The organism is Acetobacterium sp. (assembly GCF_041752335.1).
Classification (GTDB): Bacteria; Bacillota; Clostridia; order Eubacteriales; family Eubacteriaceae; genus Acetobacterium.
In genome coordinates this window covers 54,949-81,198 of the sequence record NZ_JBGSHG010000135.1, presented here as the reverse complement: position 1 = coordinate 81,198, position 26,250 = coordinate 54,949, and the positions used below count along the sequence as shown (strand labels likewise).

The following is a 26,250-nucleotide window of genomic DNA, read 5'->3' as shown; positions in this document are numbered from 1 at the left end:
AAAAAGTATTCAAAAGTTGCGCAGATGGTACTCTGTTAAAAAGAGATTGGACGACCATCTGCTAATGAACAAAATTGTGTTGGCAAGTGCACAACTTTTCGAGACCAAACGCTAAACTTTTTGATTGACAAACACATAATTTGCTACCTTCATAATCTTTATAAATATAATATAACATTCTTTGCTATTTTTACACAGTTATTTTAGGGGTGAATATGCAAAATCGATGGAACTAGAAATACGGCGAGATCATAACCAGGACCTTTATTAAGGTTGATGGGATACGTGTTTAGATTAAAAAAAGCGACTCACCTCAAAAATAGAAGAGAGTCGCTTTAATTTTATTTGTGTGGTAGTACTTAAGTCAATGGGATTGGTTTGGTTTCTCTCTGTTTTGATTGATGGTCACAGAAGGTCGGTTTGCATCAATTGCGATGAATATCAACGAATATCCGACTGATTTAAGACGCTTTGGATTCAATAAAATTGGATCCTTCTAAAATAATGGCCTCAGTGAGCGTTGCCATCTGTTCAGGTGGTTCTTTCATCCCGGTTTTCAGCCAGTGGACCATTAAACCCATGCATCCAGAGAGAAGATAGGAATAGAAGTATTCAATTTTCGGGGAAGCCTGCGTATGATTTTCTTCCAGCCAGTGTTTAAAGAAATTTTCTTTAAACACCGCTTTTAAGCGATTTAAAAAAGTGCGGTTCCCTGGTTCGCTTACTATAACATGCATCATTGCTTCATTTTCGGCAATAAAACGGAACATATCAATGAGAAATGGGCGGGTGTTGGATCTCTGGACGATAGAAGCATAATCATTAATGAGGGCACAAAAATCCTCAAAGATGTCATTCTCTATTTGATCCAGCATATCAAAAACATCTTTGTAGTGCAGATAAAAGGTTCCCCGGTTAATGTCGACCAAATCCGATAATTCACATACCGTTATTTTATCAACACTTTTTTCAAGCAATAATTGAGCCAGGCCTGACTGCAGTTGTAGTTTTGTTTTTCGGATTCGACGATCAATTTTTTTTATCAATATAAAAAGTCCTTTCAGGAAAAGTTATTCAACAGACGCTAAAACAGTAATTCCTTATTAAATTAGTGCCTTCATTATATGCGGGACTGATAGACTAAGCAAATCCGTTAAAGATCATATCTTCAGATATCGACCAGTTATCAACACATTTGCTAGTATTAATCATTAATAAACACATTTTCAAATTGTGGTTATTAGCAGGCAATATTGTTAATTATTGATCGTTGAAAAAAATCTGTTCTATTAGTATACTGAAAAAAAGTAGATTAATGTTGAACTATTCGGTGACAATCAGGCGATTTCATAAAAGCTGGTTGCCGGAAAAGACTATTCAGCGACCATAATATAAATTGTGATAATGCCAAATCTTTAATAAATTTTATTGAGTTGACTTCCTATTGCCCTTTATTTAAGGGATCTGAATATCAGAAAATAGGAGGTCTTTGCTTTTGACAGAAAACGCTGTAATCTCTATTTTACAAAGGCTTGAAAAATACGGTGTCTGCTTGGCACACGTTGATACGGAAGGTGAATAGATGACGAACGTATTAATTGTAGATGATTCGGCATTTATCAGGATCCAAATCAGGAAATTGCTGGAAAGCAATGGATTTAATGTGATTGATGATGCTGCAAACGGTAACATCGCACTCAGAAAAATCCAGGAACTGAGGCCGGATCTCGGCACACTCGATATTACAATGCCAGAAATGGATGGACTGGAGTGTATGAAGGAGATCAAAAAAATGGATTATTTGCCGACTGTAATCATGGTTTCAGCAATGGGACAGGAAAAATTTGTGCAGGAGGCTATTTTAAATGGTGCCAAAGATTTTATTATCAAACCATTCAAAAATGAAGAGTTCATAAGAAACATGAATAAGTATAAATATTAAAGCAAGATTAAGAAATAAGTGGCGGTCCGTAATGTTCTGATTAGCGGGTTCAATTTTAGAATAATAGCTACAAATAGAAATTCGCCAAAGGGTGATATCGTGATGCTTATGAGGTAAATCAGGTTACAAACGATGACGCCATCAGATACGGTATTATTTATTAACTGGACTATCAAAAAAGTGTACCATCAATTAAAATCAATGACTTTAGGAGGTCAGAATTATTATGGAAAAAAGGTTGGCAATGCCTTCAAGTGGCAAACGGGAAAAGGTATCATATGAATCAGTTTCAACATCGGATGAAATGGAAAGAAAAAGAGAACTTGCCAGAAAACAGGCCAAGGACAAGGTAAGAGCCAGAACGCTGGCAAAACAGCAACAGCTGGCAGAGCGGATTGCCGTGGCAACAGAACAAATGGCTTCGGGTATCGAGGAAGCAAGTAGTGCGGCCGAAGAATTAGCGGCAACCATGCAACAGATTTCCAGTGGCGCAAGTGAAGCTGCCTCTGCGGCGGAAGAGTCCCGGGCAGCCATTAACCAGGTTGATAAAGCATCCATAATAGCCGATAAGAATGCCCTGGAATCACTTGAACGAGGGGAAATAGCCAAAGATCTGATTGAAAATACATCCAGAGATATTGAACTCATGATTCAAGGTATCAAGGAATCGGCTGAAACCAACAGCGAATCCGTAAAATTGATCGGTGAGCTGGAAAGACAATCGAACGAAGTCGGTGAAATCGTACAAGCCGTTGTTAGAATTGCAGATCAAACAAATCTGCTGGCACTGAATGCGGCGATCGAAGCGGCAAGAGCAGGTGAACACGGGAAAGGCTTTGCCGTGGTCGCTGATGAAGTCAGGAATCTTGCTGAAACTTCTGAAAAGTCAGCAACAAATATCAGGGCGCTGGTAAATGAGATTCAAAGTAATGTTAAGGTTGTGGTCGAGGATATCGAAAACGCCGGCAAAGTAGCCAATGATGAGGTTGAAAAAGCTGTCAGAATGACGGAGGATCTGATTACCATTAATGAAGAGTTTGTTGCCGTTATCAAAGGCATCAAAGAAATATCTCAAAATGCAACAGATGCCAACAAGGGTGCCGTAGAATTTTTAGCGATTTCAGAAACCATTGCCGCTGCGTCAGAACAGCAAAGCAGTGCTTCTGAAGAAGTTGAGAAAGCCATCCAAATGCAGAATAAAGCCTTTAATGAGTTGAATGCCGGTGCGGCCGACCTGTCTCAAATGGCAGAGGACCTTAAGAGTTCTACCGAGGCGCAAAAGTCCTCCGAATCCCTTGCCGCTGCTTCAGAAGAACTTTCAGCCAACGTAGAAGAAGGGAGTGCAACTGCTGGCGAGATATTAAATGCAATGCAGCAAATATCCTCAGGAGCTCTTTTACAAGCCGAGAGTGCTGAAAGAGGTTCGTTATTTGCCGAGAAGCTGTCCGTCGCATCAACCCAAATGAGTGAAAGAGCAGGGTTCTCGGCAGATATCGTTACAAAACTTCAAAAGCTTTTAGGAGACAATAAAGTTTCAATTGATAGCATGATTTCAGGGATAACAAATTCTGCTAAAATTTCAATGGGTGCAGCCAAAAATATTAAGAGCCTTGAAGAAACCACATTAAGGATTGATAAAATTGTCGATGCAATCGTTAATGTTACGATCCAGACCAATATGCTGGCAATTAACGGTTCCATCGAAGCGGCTAGAGCAGGGGAGTTTGGACGAGGTTTCTCGGTCGTTGCCGGAGATATAAGAGCCCTTGCCAATGAATCAGCAGAAAATGCAGACAAAATCAAAGATCTGGTCAGAGCCATACAGAATCAGATTCAGAGAGTTTCAGCAGATACCGACGCATCGAGTAAATCGTCTTTCGCAGAAGTGGAAAAGTCTAAGAAGACCACCCAAAATCTTAACATCATTGAAGAAAATATGTTCAAGATCCTAAATGGTGCTGATGAAATTCAAAAGGGCGCCGAAGAATCACAAGTAGCACTCGAACAGGCAACAAAAGGTGTCGATCAGATTGCGACAGCAGCCCAGGAAGCCAGTAGCGGAGCTGAACAAGCAGCAACAGCAGCAAGTCAGCAATCAAAAGGGATGCAGGAATTGGCCGAAGCCATTGAAGAGATTTCAGGACTCGCAGATGAATTACAGAATATGTAGGAATGGAGGCGATGGCTATGCGTGCTAGTATAAACAATAGCGACGTTACAGAACGCCAGTTAGTTACTTTCCGACTGGGAGAAGATGAATTTGGCACAGACATCATGGATGTCAAGGAAATCATCAGGGTACCGGTTATCACTAAAGTACCCAATGCCCCTGTGTATGTCGAAGGTGCCTGTAACCTGAGGGGAAATATTCTCCCAATCATAGATGGCAGAACTAAGTTTAGTCTGGAAAGAAAAGAAAAAGATGAAAACAGTCGGGTTCTTGTTATTGATGTTGAAGGTACGGCGACAGGAATCATTGTCGATAAGGTTTCCGAGGTGATGAGAGTAGCCACTTCTGAGATTGAAGAAGCACCTCAGATTGTAAAAAATATTGATTCCGATTTTTTAGATGGCGTGGTAAAGCTCGACAATGGGCAGAGGCTGGTTATGCTTTTAGATGTCGTTAAGGCACTTATTGTAAACAATACTGACAAAGAACAACAAAACGGACACGATGAAAGTGTGAAAAACAATAGCACACCGGTCAGTGAAGCCGAGGATAAGTCCATCGATGAGGAGCAGCTGGTTACATTCCAGCTTGATCAGGAAGAATATGCCATTGAAATTATGATGGTTAAAGAAATCATCAGGGTCCCACAAATGGTCAAGGTTCCAAATTGTGAAGCCTATATCGAAGGTGTCCTTTCCCTCCGGGATGACTTACTGCCAATTATTAATCTAAGGACATATTTTGGAATGGGGCATACTGAAATCAATGATCGTAGTCGGATCCTGGTGGTGGATATGGGCAATTTCACGGCTGGAATTATGGTGGACAAAGTTTCGGAAGTTTTGAGAATACCTAAAAACAGTATTCAACCGTCTTTGAAATTCTCGGCACAGAGTGGCGAACAGCTAAAAGGTATTGCAAAACTGAGCAATGGTAAACGGATGATTTTCATCCTTGAACCATCAAAAATCATTTCTGCAGATATTCGGGATCAGATCATTGCGAATGATGATATCTTTGAGCAGAATGCTGATGGTCTATATAGCGAAAGACAGATGCTTGACGAGGAGCAGTTGGTTACTTTCAAAATAGATGAAGAAGAGTATGGCATTAAGATCGACAATGTTCAGGAAATCAATCGGATGACCGAAGTGACTAAAATACCAAACGGTCCCTACTACATCGAGGGAATTGTCAATTTGCGAGGCAATATCATTCCGGCATTGGATCTTAGACGTTTATTTAAGCTTTCCGAAAAAAAGTTAACCGATGCGACAAGAATTATTATTGCGGATTTCAACGGTAAAAGAACGGGAATTATAGTGGATTCTGTTTCGGAAGTTCTCAGATTTGAAAAAAAATTGATAGAAGTACCAACTGAAATACTAAGCAGTGGGGTAGACAGCGATTATATCGAAGGCGTTGGTAAACTCGATGATGGAAAGAGAATGATTTTGATTCTGGATATTGGTAAGGTATTGAGCTTTATTTAAGGGAATGTTGTTCTGAAGTCTTGAAACAATTGAGGCTTTAGAATGCTTTTGAATTTTTTGGTATTATGGGAGGTAGTGGTAGTGAATGACAAGATAAAGATATTGATCGTAGATGACTCAGCCCTGATGAGACGAGCACTGAAAGAGATTATCATGACTGACCCAGGTCTTGATGTGGTTGGAACGGCAAGGGATGGAAGCGATGCCCTTGAAAAGGTACGGGAGTTAAAACCAGATGTTGTAACAATGGACATTAATATGCCGGTTATGGATGGCCTAACCGCGATGCAATATATCCTGAGCGATTATCCTGAAATAGCTGTGCTAGTGGTGAGTTCGCTGACAGCTGAAGGGGCATTGACAACTTTTGAAGCGTTGGAACTCGGTGCTTTTGATTACGTGGCAAAGCCATCAGGGACGGTCTCAGCTGATATTCATATAATAGGCAGGGAAATCATCCAAAAAGTAAAATTGGCTTACAAAAGTGTCAATGGAAAAAGCATCAGAGATCGAGCCGAAAGGCGCAGCATGGCAACACCTCAAAAAAAAGTGGAGCCAATAAGGCAATCAGAATTGACAAAAGGAAAAAAATGCACAAAGGTAGTGGTTATCGGGATTTCAACCGGTGGTCCCGGAACCCTCATGGAGGTCATACCGATGCTGCCGGAGAACCTTGGGGCTGCGGTTATTATCATCCAGCATATGCCCCCAACTTTCACAGCGTCATTTGCAAAAAGACTGGATGGTGCCTCCCTTATTCCAATCAAGGAAGCCGGTCCAGGTGACATACTCCAAAATGGCAGAGGCTATCTTGGCCCTGGGGGATATCAATTGGTGGTCCGGGGAGCAGGCGGTGCGCTGAGACTTCCCAGTACTCCAAAAACCGTTTTTATGCCATGTGTCAATGTAACGATGGAGTCTGTCCTTGCGGCCTTTGGAGGAGAAAATGTCATCGGCGTTTTAATGACCGGCATGGGAGATGATGGCGCAGATGCGATGGTAAAGATCAGAAAAGCGGGCGGCATTACGATTGCAGAAGACCAATCGACAGCGGTGGTTTTTGGTATGCCAAAGGAAGCAATTGAAAGAGGCGGTGCGGAAATTGTGGTGCCTTCATATAAGATCGCTGAGGCAATCATAAAAGCAGTGAGAAGGATTAGTTCAACAAATAATTTAGTTAAAGAGTGATTTTGAATGAGTGGAGGTACTGATGAAATCCAGGTATAAGATTTTGATCGTAGACAATGTAGAAAATGAAGAAGTAGTAAGTCTGCTTAAAGAAAATCTTGAACAGGAAGGGTACGGTGTTGATGCCTGTCTTTCTGCCACAGAAGCTTTAGAAAAGGTTAAAAGCACCAAATATCATATTGTCTTAACAGCTATTGTAATGCCACAGATGGATGGGTTGGAGCTTTTAAGAGAAATAAAGAAATATGATTCGTTGGCACAGGTTATCATGATGACAGAGTTCTCAACAATGGCCAGGATACTGAGCGCTTTGGAATTTGGTGCCAATGATTATATCCTTAAACCTTATAAAAGCACCGAGTATGTGTTGGAAATAATTCAATATGCTGTAAAAAAGCTGGAAAGATGGCGAGCTGCTTTTATAGAAATAGTTCAATAGAAAACCAGTAAATTGGCAATGTTAGATAAATTTAGGTGGTGATATTAATGGATTCAATGATACAGTTATATTTGGAAGAAACGGAAGATATGCTTCAAAAGGCAGAAGAATGTATGATCAGACTCGAAGTGGATTATTCTGAGGCAGACATCAATGAGTTGTTCAGAATTGCACATACCATAAAAGGGTCTTCCCATATGGTCGGTTATGTGGATATTGGTAACCTCATGCATAAAATTGAAGATATGCTCGATTGTGCAAGAAACGGCTCAATCCCATTTGAGCAGAGTATCGTATCGCTTTGCTTCGAAGGCTTGGATATTACAGAGAAGATGCTGGTATACAAAAAAGAACGAGGCTCTGATGAAATGATGGAGAGTCTTAGCAATGATGCGCAACGAATCGCAGATACGATTGAGGTATTCATACGCGTCAATAAGCAGGAAGAGGCAGTGGCAGTGGCTGTTACCCAGCAAGCGGAACCAGGGATTATTTCTACCTACTTAGGTAAACCGTCTAAAGGAAAGAATACCTATTATATTACATTCTTTTTTGAGGAAGAAGTTCCCATGATAGCCCCTGTATTATTGATGACTTTAAATTGTGTTGAGGAGATCGGAACCCTTATATTTTCCAGTGTCGATGACCATTACTTTTCGGGAAACGTGAGCAAACAGGATTTAAAGACGTACGAGATTATAATATCCACAGATACAGATGAAACTGAACTATATGCCTATTTTGCGTTGAACTATATAGAAAAAATTAACATCGTGGATTTAAGCAGAAGTAAGTTGGCACGAAATGACCATAGCTTTTCGCAGAGTAACGATATTTTGTATGTTGTCATCCTCAAGGCATTGATGGAGCTGCATCGAATCGATTTGAGTCAGGAAATTAATATGAGCAGGGAAGAGCTTGACGCAATGAAATCGCTTAACGAAGCAGTAAAGGTATTGAGTACACTGAAAAAAATCCCCAAGGTAGATAATTTCCTTGAGGATTTCAGAAAACTTAATAATCAGATTATTAAGTTTTTTGAGGGACCATTTGATGCAGATCAAGATATTTGTCCGAATTTCCAAAAACAAGTGGTAGGACTGATAGAAAGATACTTTCACTATAACAAAGGTAAACAGGTAGTCAGCATTTTTAAAGCTGAGCAGGACAGCTTTATCTCCAGGCTGCGTAATTTTATTGGAAAGATGAACAAGACTTCAACGTTGATACTTCTTATTGATGTGAGCCAACTCACCATGTTGCATGAAAATGAGGTTAGGGATCTGATCGAGATCAAAAACCAGATCGAATCCAGGGACATTGAGATCGGGATCATCGCTGAAGGCCATAAGGTTAGAAGCATTGTAAATATTTTTGATTCGATCAGAGATTTCGAAAATTTTCATGTCTCAAAATCAGGGCTGGATGCAATCTTAAGGAGTTTTAAATCTGAGGATTCTTTCCAAAGAATCAGCAAAAAAATAAAGGATGTGCAGTATGGATAGTGAAAAGCAGCTATTTGATGGACAAGAAATGAAGGCACTCATAAATGACCTATTGACGGCAACCGAAAGATATCATCAGGAAAAACTCGTACAAAAAATCGGGCGTATCAAAGATGAACGCACTGCCGAATCAGTGGCGCAACTTTTTTATTCAGATGATGTATTTATACGTAATATTGCAATTGAATTACTGATTTTACTTGACGAAAAAGCGCTGCCGGTTTTGGAAGAAAAACTCTCGGACAAGGATAGAAATATCCGTAAATATGCTTTAGATGCCTTAAAACATATTAAAGGAAAAAAAAGCTGCGAAATTGCTTTAGGAGCGCTCGATGATCGGGATGAGAATGTTGTCGAAGCAGCGTTGGAAGTAATCGCAGAACACAAATTTATAGAAGCAAAAGACAGACTTTGGGAAATACTGGAAAAGACAAAGAGTGTCTGGATTATTAACACATTATTAAACACGCTTGCATGTCTTGATGTAAAAAACTGCCCAGGTGTCATCGAAAAGAAGATTGTAACCTTGGATGCAACACAAATCGAAAAAAACATTTTGATCAATACCTATGTCAGAACCCTTGGAATTATCGGTTCCTCAGGTTCTATTGATGTGATGATAAACTATTCAAACGATTTTATAATCGATGATTCGAATCTTATTTTCGGATTAAGTAATCAGATTGTTAATAGTGACGCTGTCACGTTCTCACAAGAAACCATCGAAAAACTGGAAAAGATTTACAAAGAGCACTGGGATTACCGGGATTCAAGCCAAATATTCATTTCGATGTCTGCGATGGTTAAACTGAATATAGTTTTCTTTCTTTGTGATATTGAAGAAATAGTCAGGTTGTACAAAGGAAAAGAATATTTCATTGAAAGCCTTTATGATCTCATCCAGAAACTTAACGAGATTCCAACCAGCTCTATCAATAAAATGCTGAGATCCCAAGAAGCGGTACTGGTTGAAATGTTTCTGAAACTAATATATGTAAAACGAATCGATGGCTGTAACCTTAGTATAGAAGAATTGTGCAATTCGGACAATCCTGATATATCCGGGTTGGCCATTCGTATTATTTCCGATATTGATTCTTACAAAAATACGGTCTTGCTTGAAAGATTATCCAACAACCATGATGAGGCAGGCATGAAATTGCTAGAAACCACGGCTGCCACCGAGAGTCATCTCATTGAAGCATTGGAAGTCTTATTTAAAAAGGATCCGGCAGCCGGGTGGCATTACATCAATTCAAGAATTGATTCCATGAGTGAAGGTGTCAGGGTAGGGTTGGTAGATAGCATTTCCTGGGCTGATGATGATGCGTTTTACAACTTTATGACCACAATGATTAACGATCCATCACAATTGGTTAGAAAAAAGACGATAAAAGCTTTAGGGAGTAAAATTACTGGCAGAAGTCTGGCGATTCTGAAGAAAATGTATAATGATGAAAGTGATTCGATAAACAGAAGAGAAATCGTCTCTAACTTATGCAAATTTAATAGCGATTATATCTGGGATACGATCAATGAAGCAGCCTCTAGCAGTGATATCCTAACAAGATTAGCTGCAATTAAAGCGTTAAGCAGTAATAGCAGCAGCAAAGCAGTGAGTGTCCTGGACCGCTTACTGAGTGACTCGGTAGAAGAGGTGGCAGAAGCCGCTAAAGCAGCGTTAGGAAAGGAGCGGTGTTTGCGTGATATTATCTGATGAATTATATGACAAGTATATTAAGTTGATCTACAAAAGAACAGGGTTATATTATGAATACAATAAAAAGTATTATGTGGAAAAAAGGATTAATCAACGCGCAGAATGCCTTGAAATAGATTCGTTAAATGAATATTTTATGATGCTTAAATTCGAAAGTGACACGTCTGAGTTTTATCAATTAATCAATGACCTTACTGTAAACGAAACTTACTTTTTTCGTGACTTTCCGCAACTGCGTAACTTTGCAGAGGATGTACTGCCGGTAGTGGCAAAACGTAAAGATAACAGAAAAAAGATAAAAATATGGTGTGCCGCCTGTTCAACCGGAGAAGAAGCGTATACATTATCCATTATTCTTCAAGAAATGCTTGAAGGATCTGAAAAATGGGATATTCAAATCATTGCATCTGATATTAATGCAAAAGTATTGCAAAGTGCCAAAGTAGGACTTTATGACAGCAGAGCCGTAAAGGATGTACCGCCGGAATATCTTACGAGATATTTTACAAAACGTCGTGACAAGTATCTCATTAATCTCAATATCAGGAACTCTGTATCGTTTATGCGGATTAATTTAATGGACGAAAAAGAGCGGAGCAGTATCAATGGATGTGACTTTGTATTCTGCCGAAATTGTTTGATTTATTTTGATGATGTGTCAAGAAAAAGTGTTGTCACAAGCTTTTATGATTCCTTAAATGCAGAGGGATTTCTATTTCTAGGCCACTCCGAATCAGTGGGGAGAATTTCGTCTGCTTACAAGGTTAATAAAATAGGGGATACCATCGTATATTCCAGGCCAAAAGAATGAGAGGAGAAGATATGAGAGCTCAGAATAACACTAAAAAAATACTGGTGGTGGATGATTCAGAGATGGTGAGAAACTTCCACAGCTATATCATTAAAATGTTTGGTTATCAGGTGGAAACAGCCGAAAATGGGGCAGTGGCAATGGAAAAATTACTGGGAGAAGATTACCATCTGATTGTAACAGACATCAACATGCCAATCATGGATGGCTATGAAATGATAAAGAATATTCATGATCAGAAAATAGCGATTCCAATTATCATCATCTCCACTGAAGATGAACACAAGCCAGGTATCACTGGGGTCAATCCAGAAGAGGACATCTATTTAGTAAAGCCGACCAATCCTGAAAAATTACTCAGTACTATAAAAATGATTCTTTAGGATGATGGAGTGAGTATTATGTGTAAAAAAAATGACAGAGAAGATATGAGTATTGTGAAAACGTTCGTCGATGAATGGATGACATGTTTTAATAATCTCGAGAAAGAAATTCTCAAACTCGAGCTTTACTCAAAAGATATGGATATAACGAATACGCTTTTAGATGACATCCACTGTATTAAGAGTGGGTCGTCTTTTATTGGACTATCGTCAATTACAAGATTATGTTTTGAGATAGAAACAATCTTAAAGGCATTAGAAAATGATGAGATCACTGTTAAAACAGAATTGATTGACAGTCTTCTTTTATTTCTGGATTTTTTCAAGGCTTATCTAGTTAAACTCAATGAAATAATCAAGAAAAAATATTTTACCGTTGAAGATGACGCACTGTATCTGGAGATTCAAGATGAAAACCAGCGAAATCAGGTGCACCATAGCTTGAAACTGGCATTTGAAAACTGTCAAGTGAAGGAGCCGGAAGAAAACAGGAGTCAAGAACAAGGATCAGAAGACGTAAATCTGGATATTCTACAATCAGAGGAATTTAAGTGCGGACTTGAAGAGGGGATTCATGAGCAGTTTCAACTTGAAAATTTAGAGCATATTGAAAAAATCGAGAACGATTTATTAATGCGGCTGGATAGCAATAGTGCTGACAGAGAAGCAATTAATGAAATATTCCGGGCGGTGCACAGTATTAAAGGTGGAACTGGAATATATCTGACAGTTCTAAATCCGCAGAGTACTCTTTATATGAGATTAAAGCAATTTTCAGAAATTGTCCATTCCTATGAAAGTCTGTTAGCTTTGATACGAGATAAGGAGTGCCAGTTTGAAAATACCCTCGTTGATTTAAGCTTTTTTGTGATGGATTATTTAAAATCTTTTATCAGTGCCATTGACTCGGAAAAGTTTGAGGAGCTGGGGGATCAGGATATTCTTGATAAGATTAAACAGCAGCTAATAGATCTTCAGTCCTTGAATAGTGCCGGAGAAAATAAACCTCTTGTAACACAACAAAAAGCTCCTAAAACTGAATCTGAAGCTGAAGAGGTTCAATCAAAAAATAACGTCACCCAGAGTATCAGAGTTAATCAGGATAAGCTTGATAAAATGATGAATATGATTTCAGAGCTTTTAATTGCGAAAAACTCATTTATGCACATATCGTCAAAGCTGGATATGGACTATGATTTACCTCAAATATCAAAGGAAGTCAAGGAAGTTGGGGGCTATGTCAATCGCATTTCCGATGATCTGCAGAATACCATTATGTCTATTAGAATGGTAGAAGTGAAAACGGTCTTCCAAAAAATGCCAAGAGTAATCAGGGATATTGCCCAGAGTAGCGGTAAAAAAATAGAACTTATCCTTCAGGGTGAAAACACTGAAATTGATAAAACCATCATTGAACAAATTAGTGACCCTTTGGTACATTTGATCAGAAATTCTGCCGATCATGGTATTGAGTCTCTTGAGGATCGGTTGCTAAAGGGTAAACCTGAGACAGGGAAGATTGTCCTCAGAGCTTATAATAAAAACAAACAGGTTTATATTGAAATAGAAGATGATGGCAAGGGAATTGACCCGGAGAAGGTGAAAAAAAAAGCAATCGAAAAAGGCATTGTATCTCAAGTTGAAGTTGACAAAATGAGCCGAAACCAATTGATCAACCTTATTTTCCTGCCCGGCTTTAGTATGGCAAAAGAGATCACCGAGGTATCGGGGCGCGGTGTTGGTATGGATATCGTCAAAAGTAATATATCCAAAATTAATGGTAAAGTTACCATTGAGAGTGAAGTGGACAAGGGTACAAAAATGATTGTTCAATTACCACTTTCACTGGCGGTTTCACATGGGTTGATAGTGGAAGTCGATCACGAAACGTATATTTTCCCGCTGGACAATATCGTTGAAACAGTAAAAATAAAGAGAAACATGATTCACGAATTCAATGGAAAATTTTTCACCTATTTAAGAGGCGAAGCAATCGGAATTGAGTGGCTTTCTAAGATTTTTTCAACAGGGGAAAGAGATCATGAAAAAGAAGAACTGAATGCTGTGATTCTATCCGATGGCTTTGAAAATTATGCCATTGTCGTGGATAAGCTTAGGAATGAACAGGAGTTTGTAGTAAAGACATTAGCAGGCCATCTGGCCGCTATTCCCGGAATAACCGGGTCAACGCTGCTAGGAAACGGACAGGTCGTGTTGATTGTTAATCCTGTTGATTTATTACAACTTACGAAAGAAAAAAGTTAATTCATTTAATATCTATGATATCCTATTTGGCACTTGTTTAGTAATCAGAAGTTCCAAGATTAGATGTCTTTAGTGGAGTTATTGTGGATGTCATTAATCGAAGATATCAATTGTCACCTCTTTATAAAAACTCAAATCGTGATACAATTTAGGCCACCTTGTGATGAGGTGGTTTTTTTTGATACAAATGTCTTTTTAGAGATTCCACGGTCAGGACTTATTGTTAATCTACAAAAATTCCGGTATAATATCTTTAGATTAACTTATGAGTACTATCAAATGCCCAATAATAAATCCAGCACGGATCTGATGACAGATGTCATATAGGACTTACGACAAGCGATAACCGATGGCAGTTTATAGCATTAAGAGCGCGGAGCCAGCCGAAAACGGCCTTCGCGATGTATTCCTGGATATTTCATCACAATTATCATTGCCAATGACTGCCATGAATAAGAAAGGAAGGTTTATCATTGAAAAAACTAAATGATTATTTATACTCAGGCGATACCGTGCTAAAGATTTTACAGCGGTATTCTGATGATTTGAAACAGTCGGCGAAAGATACGGATAATCAGATTGATCTGTGGCACTGTAATTTTCTGCTTCAAATTGCGGAACTTTTGCAGCATAATGATTTCCTGACTTCGCAATCGCAGCGGATTCGGGAATTCTATAAACTGATGGCTACTGAATACCCTTTTCTGTCTTTTACTTTTAAGGGACGAATTAAATCGCTGATCCGGGCGGAAGCAAAATTTAACGGCTATATCGTCGAATATATTTACGAGTATTATATAAAACACGGCAGTTACCCTTCACTGCCTGAACTGAAAAACGCTTTAAATTGTTTTCGGGATCTGATTGCCTACCGGATCGTGATTTCGTTGCCCAAATGTCATCTGAAAGCAGGGGAGATTTGCGCGGATGAAGAAATAAAATATCTTTATGATGTCGCCAATCAGTTGCCTGGCTTTCTGGAGGAACGGGGCTTTACCGCTGAACTGTCTTCTTTGCGGAGTCAGAAAAAATCACCCTTATTAAAAGCGAGCGTCAGCCCCTATTATCGGGATTATATTGCCGATTCAGAGTTGAATGGCTATCGTTCACTGCATATCACCTTTTATGATAATATTGCCCGTTGTTATGTGGAAGTGCAGCTTCGTACCAAAGAAATGGACGATTTTGCTGAGATTGGTCCGGCTAATCATTTAGGTTATGAAAAACGACAGGAAAGTGAAAGAGCCAGACGCGATGCCATTCCCCAAGGGGAAAATATTTATTTTGATGATGCCTATGAAAGAGGGATCCTGTTGCAGCAGCTTGAATTATCAGAATTGGATGTCAATATGTTTTCAGCCATGGATAATTCCCTGATTAACGATGGCTGTGGTCTCTACCGCGGCAGACTGATTCTTCCCTATGAGCATCTTTCGCGATTCCAGTATGACCTTGTTGATTAAATTTTTGCGATGTCGTATATGAAAATTTATGATCCAAGCTTTGTTCATCTGCCATGGCATAGTGTTAAATTGGTGTTGTCACCTCAAATCAGTATGGATCGTATCCACCAAATAAGAACATAAAATTTTATAGAATTAGAGCCATCTTGTCATGAGGTGGCTTTTTTGATTTGGAAATATATATCTTTGTTCAGCGATTTTAAAATAATAAAAATTAGTACCGAGTCAGTTGAAGTTATGGTGTCATTTTTATTAAAAAAAGGGTATATCATTAAAATTAGAACCGATAAGAACATGGTCTATCCGTAATATTAATTTGTAAAAAAATGCAGGAGGTGTACAATGCCAAAAAACAATCCTCGACGATGGATGATCGCTTCGATCATCATTACGATGATCAGTGTGTTGATGGTTTTTATGGGAATCGTATTGAACGACTTTAATTTTTTCTGGATGATCATGGTCGGTCTGCTGTTGGGGATCACCTTTGGAATCATGATTTTTGTTTTTTACAAACAGGCCCGGCTGCTGGATAATCTATTCAAAGAGGTGGATCAATTGGCCCACTGGACCTTTGGTCAGACCGAACAATTAGAAAAAGCGGAAGCCGAGTTTCACGAAAGAAAATCGGATAATCGAATTCTCATCGGGATCATGACGTTTTTCTTTGTGGTGATCGGCGGGGCCTTTCTGATCTTCGGCTTTGACGATCCCGATGAGGCGTTCTTTTTTGCGATCCTGATGGGTTCGGTGCTGCTGCTGTTATTCGTGGTGGCCTTCACCTTTCCGATTATTTCCTACCGGCGGATGAAGGCCTCGTTACCGGAGGTCTATGTCAGCCCCTACAGCGCCTGGGTGATGGGGGAATACAGCCAATGGGCCGCACCGATGACGCAGATCACAGGGGTGAATTTTGGCCACCATCTGGATGGGTCGGTGGTTATTGAGGTGTCTTTTGATATTTATCAGCGAACCGGTCCCCAGGAACATATCTGCCGCATTCCGGTTCCCAGCGGCAAAGAGGCGGAAGGAAATGAGGTGGCCCTGCAAATAGCTACGGTTAACCAGGTTGATTTCACCACTTCTAATGAAGCAAACGATAAAATAGATTGAATGGGCGATCCCGCCGTTTATGATAAGAAAGGACGTGTTAACCATGGATCCACAGAGTCACCCCAGAAAATCCCAGTTGAGAACGGTTTTAACCATGATTGCCAATCCGGGAGAGGTCATTAAAAAACAGCTGATTAAGATCCCCTGGCCCTACACCATTCTGCTTTCCGGTCTGGCCTTTACCCTGTTTTTTCTGCAGACCGGCATTGATCTGTTCCGGGCCGGCACCATCGGCATCGAACGGGTGATCTTGATCGCCATGATTGGTCTATTTTTTGGCACCGCCGGGGTCGTGCTGCTGGCGATGCTGTCCTACCTGCTGGCGCAGGGCGGAAAACGGAATTTGCCGCCGGGCTGGGCCATTTCGAATTTTGCTCTGGGTTATTCGGTAACCCTGATCTATTCCCTTTGCGGGTTGCTGTTTTCGCTGGCTTTTCATTGGAACACCGCGGTGGCCTTTGGCATCACCGGCGTATTGTGGTCATTACGGCCGACGCTGTTCACGATCAAGCAGATGTCCGGTGATGCCACCGTTCTCAGTGTGGTGCTGACCACCCTGTGTGGTGCCATCATGCTTTTTGGCTGGGGCCTGCTGGGCCAACTCGGCTTTTAATGAAGGAGGAATGATATGGAAACCGGATTTGTCAAGCTGCAAGATAATGAAAAACAAACAATAATTTGGCCATTTTACTTCTGTTTTTTGGCTTTCGGGATCATGACCGGACTGGCCCGGCCGGAGTTGAGCCTACTTCATTTTGCATTGTCAGTCTTATTGTCGGTGCTGGTCGGACTGGGAATGATCAATCTGCTGATGCTCCTCTTAAAAGGCGCCAACAAGAATCTGGCCCTGACGACGACACCACACTTTGCCAAAAATGCGGTGGCCAAAGGGATTGTCTTTATGATCCCCTTTACGGTGTTGGCCCTGATGGCCTTTTTCGGGCTGGGCTGGCAGGCGATCATGCCCTTCGCTGCTGCTGCTATTACCACGTCGGCGGCCAACGCCGGGACTGAAGTGATTAAACTGGGGGGACATCCGCTGAAAAATGTGCTCGTTCCATCACTGCTTGGCATGGCTTTTTCGACTGGCTGGATGTTGATCCAGTCATTGTTGCCATAAGAAGGGGGCAGAGTGATGATGAAGAAACCTGAAAACGAATTGAAAAAGCCCCTGAAAAAAGCGCTGGTTTCGCTGCTGCTGGTGATGCTTTTGACAGCGTTGCCGGTTCACGCCCAGACCCTGGCCGATGCGGTCCAGCAGGTGGCCGATGAGCTGGGAAATATGGAGTATCAAGAGCTAACAGAAGATGTGACCGGATATAATCTTGCGGTTTATTTTTGCATGGGCGATTATTACAACGGACAGGTTGGACTTTATGGACTGGGACCGCTGAAAGCCGAAGAAATACAGGCCGTATCGAACCAGCTTTTTGACTACTCAGGCAGCCTGGGCAGTGTTACAACCCCTTTGAAGGGCGGCGAAGTCAGACGATACAGCACAGAATATGGGGTAGTTGTTTCAGTGGTGCTTAGGGATTATATGGTTATTATCGAAACAACGGATTCTGGCAATAGCCTGGAACAGGATTTTCAGACTGCTACCGAATATGCCCAGCTGATGCTGGATGCGCTGGAGCAAAACGGACTGCTGGGAGGCAAAGCACCTGATCTGGAAACGGTGATTACCAATACTGCCCCCAGTTCGGTGACCGGAGATGGAGTGCCCGGGGAACAAGGCACTGGTGCTAATAGCCCTGATAACGGCGATGAAGACCATTACCAGAGTCAATCCCCGGCGGCCATCGGTCCGGTGGGGAATATTCCTGGCCCGGCCAACAACACCGAATCCGTGGTGGGCGTGGTGGTTCCGGGGCTGCTGGCCGTGGCAATCGGCGCCTTATCTGGTCTGGCCGGCAGCGGCGCGATACCTTCCGGGGGCTCGCCGCCACCGGTTCGGGAAACCGGATTTAAACGTTCAAAATATTCTGATGATGAAACCGCTGGCCGGGAAACCGATGTCGATGAGTCTTCTGCAGGTGGCAACTGGGAATTAACCCCGGATGAGAACCAGTACCAGCCCCGGGAACAGATCTTCACCGATCAGGCGGCCGATTTTAGCGGTGTTGATCTGGCGGATGAGATAATTCTGGACAAATTTACAGATGCTCTGCCGGAAGACGAAACACTGGCCACCGATGCGGACGGGATTGTGGTTGACACCTCAGAAATCCTTCATGAAGAAAACATTCTCGCGGACGATTTCGGAGATGCATTGCCAGAAAGTGATATTCTAATCGAGGACAGCAGTCAGGTTCTGGTAGATGATGATGGCAATGTCATCTTATCAGACAATTATGAGGACTTTTTGCCCGAAGAAGACACGATTCTAACGGATAGTGATCAGGTGGACGTGGACGAATCCGCCTTTGAAACTGGTAAAAAAAGCGATCCGGATCATCTGGAGGAGACCAAAATTCTCAATGAGCATAAAATTCTCAATGAAACTAAAATTCTCAATGAAACCAAAATTATAGAAGCAGGAGCAATTAGCGACGACACCGCCGTGCGACACGACGAAAACCCCGTTGTGGCGGATGCAATAACAGCTGGCGACCAGCAAACGATCGATCAAAAAGGCCTCGCAGATGCCATAAATCCTGAGGATCAGCAAAAACCGGCGGCCGAAAAAACCGCAGTAAAAACGGACACAAAGGGATCCAATGTCGTCCCTGACGAAACCGCCGCTGCCGCGGCTGCGACCAAAGCCAAACAAAAGGGCGAGATCAGTCCCGCGAGTAGTGACGAAAATGACGCGAATAAAAATGGCTTCGATAAAAATGGCTTTGACAAAGACGGTTATGATCCGGATGGTTTTGATAAAAATGGTTACGATAAAGACGGTTGTGATCGCTTCGGCTATAAACGCGACGGCTTCAATAAAGACGGCTATGACCGTGATGGCTATGACCTCCAGGGTTTTGACTACAAAGGTTACAACCGCGAGGGTTTCGACTCCTTTGGCTATAACCGGCAGGGTTATGGCAAAGACGGATTTCACTGGAGCGGCTATAACGCCGACGGTTATGACAAAAGCGGCAAACACTGGAACGAACTGGGTTATGATCCCGATCATCGGAATCCCTTTGATGGGGGCCCGGTCAGTCTGGATGGCAGTCCGATTGTAGACACCAAACCGACCGCCCCGCCGCTGGGACAACCTTATCCCAAAACGGCCGAAAAATTCGGACCCAAAAGCTGGGATACCCCGGCTACCTCACCAGAAAGCCCCGTCACGCCAACAACGCCAAGTGACACCCCACCAGTAAGCACAACACCACCAGCCACGACCACCCCGGCAGAAGTATCAACCCCGCCGGAATCGCAAAGCCCTGATCCACCACCGCCATCCAATCCGCCAGCTCCTGAAGATCCGTCCCAAAACAGCGGTATCATCGGGCCCGAAGACCCGCAGAACACCCTGAATCAGCATCCCCTGGATGGCGAAAATTCCACCGCCGCGCCAACCGGCCAGACCCCCTCTTCGCAGCCGCAAGCGATCCCGAGCGATCAGGATCTGAAAAACAGTGGCATCGACGGGGATCAGACCGATGTGCCGGAGGTGCCAAAGGAAACCGCACCAGTGCAAACCTTTCCTAAAGATGGGGAAACAAAAACGCTGGTGGGTCAGACGGACGGTCGCACCTATGAAATAAAATACGACGCCAAATCCGGAGAGTGGATCAATACCGACAGCGGCAACTATTTTGATCCGGACAAGTTTGGTAAGTGGCAGGATGATCTGGCCGTGGATAAGGCGATTGCCGCCGATACTATGGATAAATTTGCCACCCGGCAGGACGCCACCAGTAAGGCCATCGATCAGCATCTGGCCGATTTTAAGAATCTCGAACAGATCCAGAAAACCGCTGACAAGTACGAGTTTGGAACCCCCGGCGGACCCGGAGATGTAGACCAGGCCATTCAGGATCTCAAAGATGGGATGCTTTCCGGGAAGGATCTGGATCATGACAAACTGGAAAAAATTAAAAATGTTATTGACAGCCGGATCAAAGGCCAGTCAGCCTCCGATAGCGGACAAAAGTGGGAAGAACCCCCCTGGTATACGGATGTGAATTCCGCCTTAAAAGCCAATGTCGAAACCATCCGCAACATCGTCACCGGCGAAGATGAAGACGGCAACACCTCCTATATGGGGATGGCCGGCCGGATGGTGATCGGAGCCGCCACAGGGGGTGCATCCGAATACGTGATGACGGTGGGGGAAGCCCTTAACAATGTTAAAAAAGGCATCGACCAGGGTAAAACCGGTTGGGATGCCACAACTGGGGCGATGACCCAGGTCGTCACCGACGAAGTGCTTTCCTTCGGCCTCGAAAAGGCTGGGGAGCTGGGCACCGGATTTGTCAAGAAGACCTTCCCGAAGGCGACTCAGAAACTTGGTGATCTGGTCGATGCCGGCGCTTCGAAGATCGATGATCTCAACCAGAAGGCGTCCAAAAAAATGGGCCTGATTGCTGACGATGGGGCGGATAAAGCGGTCGCCAAAATTAATAAAAACATGTCCCAAAAAGCCTCGCAAACGGCTGATGAAATCGGCGATGATGCGACTAAAGCAGTCAAAAAATCGGCGGATGAAATTGGCGATGATGCTACCAAAGGGGCACAAAAAGCCGCTGATGAAGTCGGCGATAGCACCACTAAAGCAGCGAATCAATCAGTTGACGATCTGGCCGAGACAAAAGGCCTGAAGCCCGGTGAGAAGCCCAGCAAAGATGCTTATGAAAAAGCTACCCAGAAAATTAATGATCAGAAAAACAAGGTTTCCCAAAAAGCGGATGAAATGATCGAGGATTACCGAACGAACAGCAAGCCGGATCCCGAAACCCTTGAACGGGACGAATTGTTCAAGGATGGTCGAAAGGCCGGCCAGCAGAAGGTCGATGATCTCAAGACCGCCCAGAATCAGCTCAAAGCCAATCCCGATTCGGCCGAGGCGAAAAAAGCTTACGAAGACGCCATGCGCAATGTTCAGCAGGATAAACACGCGATGCATAGTCTCAACGATTTAGAAGGGCCGGATTCAGAAGATATCCGCAGTGCCTTTAAAACGCAAATGAACCAGAAAGCAAAAATGGCCGATTTTGATGCCCGGGAGCGCATCGCTAAAGATTACGGTGTCGATATCGAGCAAGTCAAAACCGTCGGAGCGACCAATACCATGGATGTCTCGGATGCCCCTGATCCCACTGGCTTTGCCCAGAAACCAAAGAGTTCGCAACCGCTCGATCAAATGTCAGATGATCAACTGCAGGCAATTAAGAATAAACAGGATGCGATAACAACAGAACGGGCAAGACTGGAAAAGGAGATTGATCTTAAAAAAGGTGATAAAGCCAGCTACGATATCGATAAAACCTACCGGGTCCAGGTGGGCGAATCGATTGATCCTAAAACCGGCAAAGTTACCCCGATCTATAAAGATATTCCGGCTGCGGATACCAAACGGGTTTTTGGGGAAGAATATTACAAACAATTCCATGATGGTAAGCTGCCCACCAAAATCGAAAATGGCATCGATGTCGTGGACAGCAAAGCGGTTGATAATTTCTCCAAAGAAATGGATGTTTCCGCCGTGGATCATCGTTCGGCCGAAGGCTATGGCGCCGGTGATGCCGATCTCAAGGAAATGATCAAAAAAGACGGTACCGTCAAAAAACTGGGCGATATTGAGGCCGGCACCAAAACCATGGAATTCAAGGCCAACGAATGGGAAAACCAGGCCCATGAGCTGCGGGAACAGGCCCAAAAGGCCACCGGACCGGAAAAGGCGGCGCTGCTGGCAAAAGCCGAAGGCCTTAGTGAAGAATCGATGCGTCAGACCACCAAGCAGTTTAACAACCAGATCTGTGAGCAGGTGAAAGCCATTAATCTGGCCAAGGGCCAGGATGTGGTTAAAATTCCGGACAAGCTGTTTACAGCGATCAGTGTGATGGAAAAGGTTGGCAAACCCAAAGGCGGCATCAGTGTCGCCGAAGCTGAACAAATTCTCAAAGGCATGGGGCTCTCGCCGAAGCAGGTATCTGAGCAGATGTCGTCGGTCATGGAATCAATGCAGAAGTTCAATAAATGAATCCAGAAACTGAAAATGGATGAGGAGGTAAAATTTAATGAAAAATGAAACCACAACCTTGCCTGGCGTTTATACTATCACCGCAGGCGATCTGGGTTCTTTGTTTGAAAGCTCAGGAGTCACCGCCAATGATCTGTCACCTTATGCCCAAATGACCGCTGTAGCGGAAAATACCAACACCGCTGAATTACAGCGGCTGATGACCAGCCCCGATGGGAAAGCCATCGCACAGCTGCTGCAGGCACCGGATTTACGGATCCGCTGCCATGCCGGCGGCAGTATGTCCCAGGAAGAATTATATTATGTGCTGCTGGCAGCGGGAACCGCAGCGGTGCTGGCTCAATTTACGGACTCCGAAGGGCGTCTGAAACTGCTGCTGTTTTCCGACTGGTCCAGCTTTCTCAACTGGTGGATTTCTCTTTACGGCACCAGCGACACCCACAGCTACCGGGAGATTTTCCCGGGCCGGCAGGATCTGGAAACCCTTGTCTGTGCCTGCCATTGTCTGGATCTTTACCGCCGCGCCAATCTGGAGAGCATGCTGCGCTATGAGGCTAGCGGCCAGGTGGCCATTACCCCCCGGGATTTTATTGTGAGCCTGAAAGAAGCCATTTTACAAGGGGACAATCGCTGGCTGCTGCCCAGCCTGATCAATTTGACTCCGGGGCTTAAAACCCATAAGCTTGTCCTGGCGCCGGAGCATCTGGATATTCTGGAGGATTGGGGTTTTATCCAAAAAGATCAAAACGGTTCTGGGGAAACCCTGACCCTCGGCAAACTGGGGATAACCCTGGGGACCGAGTTTGCCTCCACCTGGATGGGCTCGGTGGGCTTTGAAGCGGTGGCCCTGATCAACGGCCAGAAAAAGGTGCTGGACCGCAAAATCCTGATGCCGACAGCTTTTACCACCCATCTGGTCTCTTTGGAACCCGAGCATGGCGAACTGAAATTTCAGCATCAGGCCCTGGATAGCGGTCACATCATCACCTTGCTGGAGCAGTGGATGGGCTATCTGAAAAAAATCGCCTTTACCACGGTGCCGCCGCAAACCGTGGCTCCAGAACCGGCACGCTTCTGCCATCAGTGCGGAGCACCCCTCAGACCAGGCAGAAAATTCTGTACTAAATGCGGTACGCTGGTGGAACATTGATTCTTTATTTAGTGTAACCGGCGACGGTTAAACGTTGCAAAATATCTTAATTCAGTGTAAGATAATCATAAATTTCTTAATCCATGGCAGGAAATCCAGTGCTTATTCTTTGTTGATTTTATCAAGCCGGATGACCAGGGCTTTGATTATAACAGGAAAAATCACAAGAATGGGGGTGCGGTGATGAACTTAAACGAGCAGAAAAAAGATGAATTTTCCCGACAGTTTTCCGTTGGTTTAGTTTTAGTTGCGATCGTCCTGATAATTGCTGTTTTTTTATTTCAGTCCGCCCCGATGATTGCTTTTTTCTGGCTCAGCGGCCTTGGTTTTGGCTATATCTTGCAGCGCTCCCGCTTCTGTTTTGTGGCGGCCTTCCGGGATCCGGCGCTGACAGGCAGTACGGTTGTGACCCGGGGGGTGCTGGTGGCACTGGCTTTGACAAGTATCGGTTTTACGGCCGTCAAATACTTTTATTATTTCACCGGCCAGCCCATCCCGGGACAAAGCTATATTGCGGCCATCGGCATGAATACTGTGGTTGGTGGTACTTTTTTTGGCATTGGGATGGTGATTGCCGGGGGCTGTGCCTCGGGAATGCTGATGCGGATTGGTGAAGGTTTCGAAATCCATCTGATCACCCTGGTTGGTTTTTTTCTGGGAACGATGCTGGGCAATAATCATCTGGAGTGGTGGAACACCCATTTGATGTGGATCAGGGACGGGGTATTTCTGCCGGATCTGTTCGGCTGGTCGGGGGCCCTGATCATCCAGCTCCTGGTCATCGGTCTGCTGTATCGACTGGCCGTTAAATGGGAAGAAAAACAGGCGCTGTAAAGGCGACTTTGTATTGACAGCGGTTGGTCAGATCTTGGGATGCAAGGGGCTGTTTTGAGGTAATAAAAGGGGAAAAGTGATGAACGGGAAAGATCAGGAAAAGTTCAGAAAATGGTTTAAGCCGTCATGGTCCTATGTGATTGGGGCGGTGTTATTATCGATCCTCCAGGTCGTCACCCTGGTTGTCACCCAGGAGCCGCTGGGGATTACCAGTGCCTTTTCTTTTTGGGCCATGCGCCTGCAAGGTGTTCTGGGTTTGGGGATGCCCGGGCATGTGGAGATGGTCACCCAATTGCTGGGAGCCCGGGAAACCTTATGGTTCGAGGATAATCTGGTAACCCTGCGTAATCTGGGGATCATTTTGGGGGCTCTATTATCAGCTTTGCTGGCATCACAATTTCGACTCAAGAAAATCAAATCAGGGCAACAAGTCCTGGCGGCAGCTTTGGGCGGACTCCTGATGGGTTATGGTTCAAGCATCGCAGCGGGCTGCAATATCGGCGCATTTTTCAGTGGAATTGGGTCAATGTCCTTATCCGGCTGGGTATTCGGCTTTTTTTTGTTTGTTGGCGCCTTAATTGGCGGGAAACTACTGCTCCGCTTTCTTATTTAACCGCCGGGAGCTGAGCCGTCGCCCGGGATTTATTAAATAGCTGCTGTTTGGAAAGATAAACTGTGATAAAATGATAACAAAGAATATAAAAATGAGGAAGTGATAATACTTGCATATTGAATATTTAGAAAATTTTTATCTGGTGGCAAAAGCCAAAAGCATTTCCAAGGTGGCCACTGAAAACCATCTTTCCCAATCGGCACTGAGCCAGCAGATTTCCAAGCTGGAAAAGGATTTTGACAGCACCCTGCTGATCCGCAGTAATAAAGGGGTGGAATTAACGGAAAAAGGAAAGATTGTTTATCAGTATGCGGGTAACATCGTGCGCACCCTGAACATGATGCGGGCCAAACTGGAAGAAAGTGATCAGGTTTTAAAAGACATCAAAATTGAAGCCTTCTGGACAATTGCCAACTATTCCCTGCCCTGCGTGATGTATAAGGTCAAGAAACGGTTTCCCCAGAATAATTACGAAATCCGCTCCAACAAAGCGCTGGTGATTGAAGAAAATATCATCAATAATATTTGTGATCTGGGGGTTATCTATGGCAAGCCCAAGAATGAAAAGCTTTCTTACTATAAAATCGGCATCGATAAGCTGGTGCTGGTGGCCCCGGCGGACTATGATATTCCCGATACCATCAGCCTGAGTGATCTGCCCGATTATCCGCTGATTGTTCTTCATGACAGCATGGATTTAACCCGGGTGATTTTAAAAAAAATGCAGCAAACCGGTAATAATGATGTGCCCCTGAATATTTTATACAAGAGCGACTCCATTGAATCTGTGAAGGCTTCGGTGATGAACGAATTTGGGATTGGTTTTTTACCCTATATCGCCATTAAAAAAGAGCTCTACCGCAAGCAGATCAAGGCCATCGAGATTACTGATCTGACCATTGAGTATGAGATGTATCTGATCTATGATGAAACCGAAAACAACCATGTGATCATCGATTTTATCAAATACTTTAAAGATATTGCCCGAAAAAGTCTCTGTTAAGATCGAC

At 43.5% G+C, this 26,250-nt stretch carries 20 protein-coding genes; 19 read left to right on the top strand and 1 reads right to left on the bottom strand.

What is annotated here, in order from left to right; translation table 11 throughout:
* Positions 1–461: 461 nt before the first annotated feature.
* Positions 462–875: a TetR-like C-terminal domain-containing protein gene (locus ACEW8F_RS16755; RefSeq protein WP_373484608.1), complete on the bottom strand. Its 414-nt coding sequence runs from the start codon at positions 873–875 to the stop codon at positions 462–464.
* A 707-nt stretch (positions 876–1,582) separates the two neighbouring features.
* On the opposite strand from ACEW8F_RS16755, the gene ACEW8F_RS16750 reads away from it, so the two are divergent.
* From ACEW8F_RS16750 to ACEW8F_RS16660, 19 genes are all read left to right on the top strand, one after another.
* Positions 1,583–1,942 carry a response regulator gene (locus tag ACEW8F_RS16750; RefSeq protein ID WP_373484607.1) on the top strand — a complete coding sequence of 120 codons (360 nt, stop codon included), beginning with the start codon at positions 1,583–1,585 and terminating at the stop codon, positions 1,940–1,942.
* 226 nt (positions 1,943–2,168) lie between these two features.
* Positions 2,169–4,112, top strand: a complete 1,944-nt coding sequence (locus ACEW8F_RS16745) for a methyl-accepting chemotaxis protein (protein ID WP_373484606.1) — start codon at positions 2,169–2,171, stop codon at positions 4,110–4,112.
* A gap of 17 nt (positions 4,113–4,129) precedes the next feature.
* Positions 4,130–5,605: a chemotaxis protein CheW gene (locus ACEW8F_RS16740; protein WP_373484605.1), complete on the top strand. Its 1,476-nt coding sequence runs from the start codon at positions 4,130–4,132 to the stop codon at positions 5,603–5,605.
* An 81-nt stretch (positions 5,606–5,686) separates the two neighbouring features.
* Complete coding sequence (locus ACEW8F_RS16735; protein WP_373484604.1) at positions 5,687–6,793, top strand: chemotaxis response regulator protein-glutamate methylesterase; 1,107 nt, start codon at positions 5,687–5,689, stop codon at positions 6,791–6,793.
* A gap of 22 nt (positions 6,794–6,815) precedes the next feature.
* Positions 6,816–7,232 carry a response regulator gene (locus ACEW8F_RS16730; RefSeq protein ID WP_373484603.1) on the top strand — a complete coding sequence of 139 codons (417 nt, stop codon included), beginning with the start codon at positions 6,816–6,818 and terminating at the stop codon, positions 7,230–7,232.
* 47 nt (positions 7,233–7,279) lie between these two features.
* Positions 7,280–8,737, top strand: coding sequence for an Hpt domain-containing protein (locus ACEW8F_RS16725; RefSeq protein ID WP_373484602.1), 1,458 nt, complete (start codon positions 7,280–7,282; stop codon positions 8,735–8,737).
* Positions 8,730–10,454 carry a HEAT repeat domain-containing protein gene (locus ACEW8F_RS16720; RefSeq protein ID WP_373484601.1) on the top strand — a complete coding sequence of 575 codons (1,725 nt, stop codon included), beginning with the start codon at positions 8,730–8,732 and terminating at the stop codon, positions 10,452–10,454. The genes ACEW8F_RS16725 and ACEW8F_RS16720 overlap by 8 nt, the downstream gene beginning before the upstream one ends.
* On the top strand, positions 10,441–11,268 hold the full coding sequence (locus tag ACEW8F_RS16715; protein ID WP_373484600.1) for a protein-glutamate O-methyltransferase CheR: 828 nt from the start codon (positions 10,441–10,443) through the stop codon (positions 11,266–11,268). Before ACEW8F_RS16720 ends, ACEW8F_RS16715 begins: the two co-directional genes overlap by 14 nt.
* An 11-nt stretch (positions 11,269–11,279) precedes the next feature.
* A complete protein-coding gene (locus ACEW8F_RS16710; RefSeq protein WP_373484599.1) occupies positions 11,280–11,651 on the top strand; it encodes a response regulator in 372 nt (123 codons plus the stop codon).
* 18 nt (positions 11,652–11,669) lie between these two features.
* On the top strand, positions 11,670–13,916 hold the full coding sequence (locus ACEW8F_RS16705) for an ATP-binding protein (protein WP_373484598.1): 2,247 nt from the start codon (positions 11,670–11,672) through the stop codon (positions 13,914–13,916).
* A gap of 473 nt (positions 13,917–14,389) precedes the next feature.
* A complete protein-coding gene (locus tag ACEW8F_RS16700; RefSeq protein WP_373484597.1) occupies positions 14,390–15,379 on the top strand; it encodes a guanosine polyphosphate pyrophosphohydrolase in 990 nt (329 codons plus the stop codon).
* 342 nt (positions 15,380–15,721) lie between these two features.
* Positions 15,722–16,492, top strand: a complete 771-nt coding sequence (locus ACEW8F_RS16695) for a hypothetical protein (protein ID WP_373484596.1) — start codon at positions 15,722–15,724, stop codon at positions 16,490–16,492.
* Between the two features lie 43 nt (positions 16,493–16,535).
* Positions 16,536–17,105, top strand: a complete 570-nt coding sequence (locus ACEW8F_RS16690; protein ID WP_373484595.1) for a hypothetical protein — start codon at positions 16,536–16,538, stop codon at positions 17,103–17,105.
* Between the two features lie 15 nt (positions 17,106–17,120).
* Positions 17,121–17,612, top strand: a complete 492-nt coding sequence (locus ACEW8F_RS16685) for a hypothetical protein (protein WP_373484594.1) — start codon at positions 17,121–17,123, stop codon at positions 17,610–17,612.
* A gap of 15 nt (positions 17,613–17,627) precedes the next feature.
* Positions 17,628–22,643: a hypothetical protein gene (locus ACEW8F_RS16680; protein ID WP_373484593.1), complete on the top strand. Its 5,016-nt coding sequence runs from the start codon at positions 17,628–17,630 to the stop codon at positions 22,641–22,643.
* A 37-nt stretch (positions 22,644–22,680) separates the two neighbouring features.
* Complete coding sequence (locus ACEW8F_RS16675) at positions 22,681–23,793, top strand: zinc ribbon domain-containing protein (protein WP_373484592.1); 1,113 nt, start codon at positions 22,681–22,683, stop codon at positions 23,791–23,793.
* 183 nt (positions 23,794–23,976) lie between these two features.
* The gene (locus ACEW8F_RS16670) at positions 23,977–24,627 is read left to right on the top strand and encodes a YeeE/YedE thiosulfate transporter family protein (RefSeq protein WP_373484591.1); all 651 of its coding nucleotides are present in this window, start codon (positions 23,977–23,979) and stop codon (positions 24,625–24,627) included.
* A 79-nt stretch (positions 24,628–24,706) separates the two neighbouring features.
* Entirely contained in the window at positions 24,707–25,240 is a 534-nt protein-coding gene (locus ACEW8F_RS16665) for a YeeE/YedE thiosulfate transporter family protein (protein ID WP_373484590.1), read from the top strand.
* A gap of 109 nt (positions 25,241–25,349) precedes the next feature.
* Positions 25,350–26,243: a LysR substrate-binding domain-containing protein gene (locus ACEW8F_RS16660; protein WP_373484589.1), complete on the top strand. Its 894-nt coding sequence runs from the start codon at positions 25,350–25,352 to the stop codon at positions 26,241–26,243.
* Positions 26,244–26,250 lie beyond the last annotated feature (7 nt).

Bases quoted from the DNA above. Each gene is read 5' to 3' on its own strand.
- ACEW8F_RS16705 (WP_373484598.1), top strand. From the start codon at position 11,670: ATGTGTAAAAAAAATGACAGAGAAGATATGAGTATTGTGAAAACGTTC.
- ACEW8F_RS16710 (WP_373484599.1), top strand. From the start codon at position 11,280: ATGAGAGCTCAGAATAACACTAAAAAAATACTGGTGGTGGATGATTCA.
- ACEW8F_RS16670 (WP_373484591.1), top strand. From the start codon at position 23,977: ATGAACTTAAACGAGCAGAAAAAAGATGAATTTTCCCGACAGTTTTCC.
- ACEW8F_RS16675 (WP_373484592.1), top strand. From the start codon at position 22,681: ATGAAAAATGAAACCACAACCTTGCCTGGCGTTTATACTATCACCGCA.
- ACEW8F_RS16740 (WP_373484605.1), top strand. From the start codon at position 4,130: ATGCGTGCTAGTATAAACAATAGCGACGTTACAGAACGCCAGTTAGTT.
- ACEW8F_RS16685 (WP_373484594.1), top strand. From the start codon at position 17,121: ATGGAAACCGGATTTGTCAAGCTGCAAGATAATGAAAAACAAACAATA.
- ACEW8F_RS16725 (WP_373484602.1), top strand. From the start codon at position 7,280: ATGGATTCAATGATACAGTTATATTTGGAAGAAACGGAAGATATGCTT.
- ACEW8F_RS16745 (WP_373484606.1), top strand. From the start codon at position 2,169: ATGGAAAAAAGGTTGGCAATGCCTTCAAGTGGCAAACGGGAAAAGGTA.
- ACEW8F_RS16680 (WP_373484593.1), top strand. From the start codon at position 17,628: ATGATGAAGAAACCTGAAAACGAATTGAAAAAGCCCCTGAAAAAAGCG.
- ACEW8F_RS16755 (WP_373484608.1), bottom strand. From the start codon at position 875: ATGCTGGATCAAATAGAGAATGACATCTTTGAGGATTTTTGTGCCCTC.
- ACEW8F_RS16720 (WP_373484601.1), top strand. From the start codon at position 8,730: ATGGATAGTGAAAAGCAGCTATTTGATGGACAAGAAATGAAGGCACTC.
- ACEW8F_RS16695 (WP_373484596.1), top strand. From the start codon at position 15,722: ATGCCAAAAAACAATCCTCGACGATGGATGATCGCTTCGATCATCATT.
- ACEW8F_RS16730 (WP_373484603.1), top strand. From the start codon at position 6,816: ATGAAATCCAGGTATAAGATTTTGATCGTAGACAATGTAGAAAATGAA.
- ACEW8F_RS16690 (WP_373484595.1), top strand. From the start codon at position 16,536: ATGGATCCACAGAGTCACCCCAGAAAATCCCAGTTGAGAACGGTTTTA.
- ACEW8F_RS16750 (WP_373484607.1), top strand. From the start codon at position 1,583: ATGACGAACGTATTAATTGTAGATGATTCGGCATTTATCAGGATCCAA.
- ACEW8F_RS16665 (WP_373484590.1), top strand. From the start codon at position 24,707: ATGAACGGGAAAGATCAGGAAAAGTTCAGAAAATGGTTTAAGCCGTCA.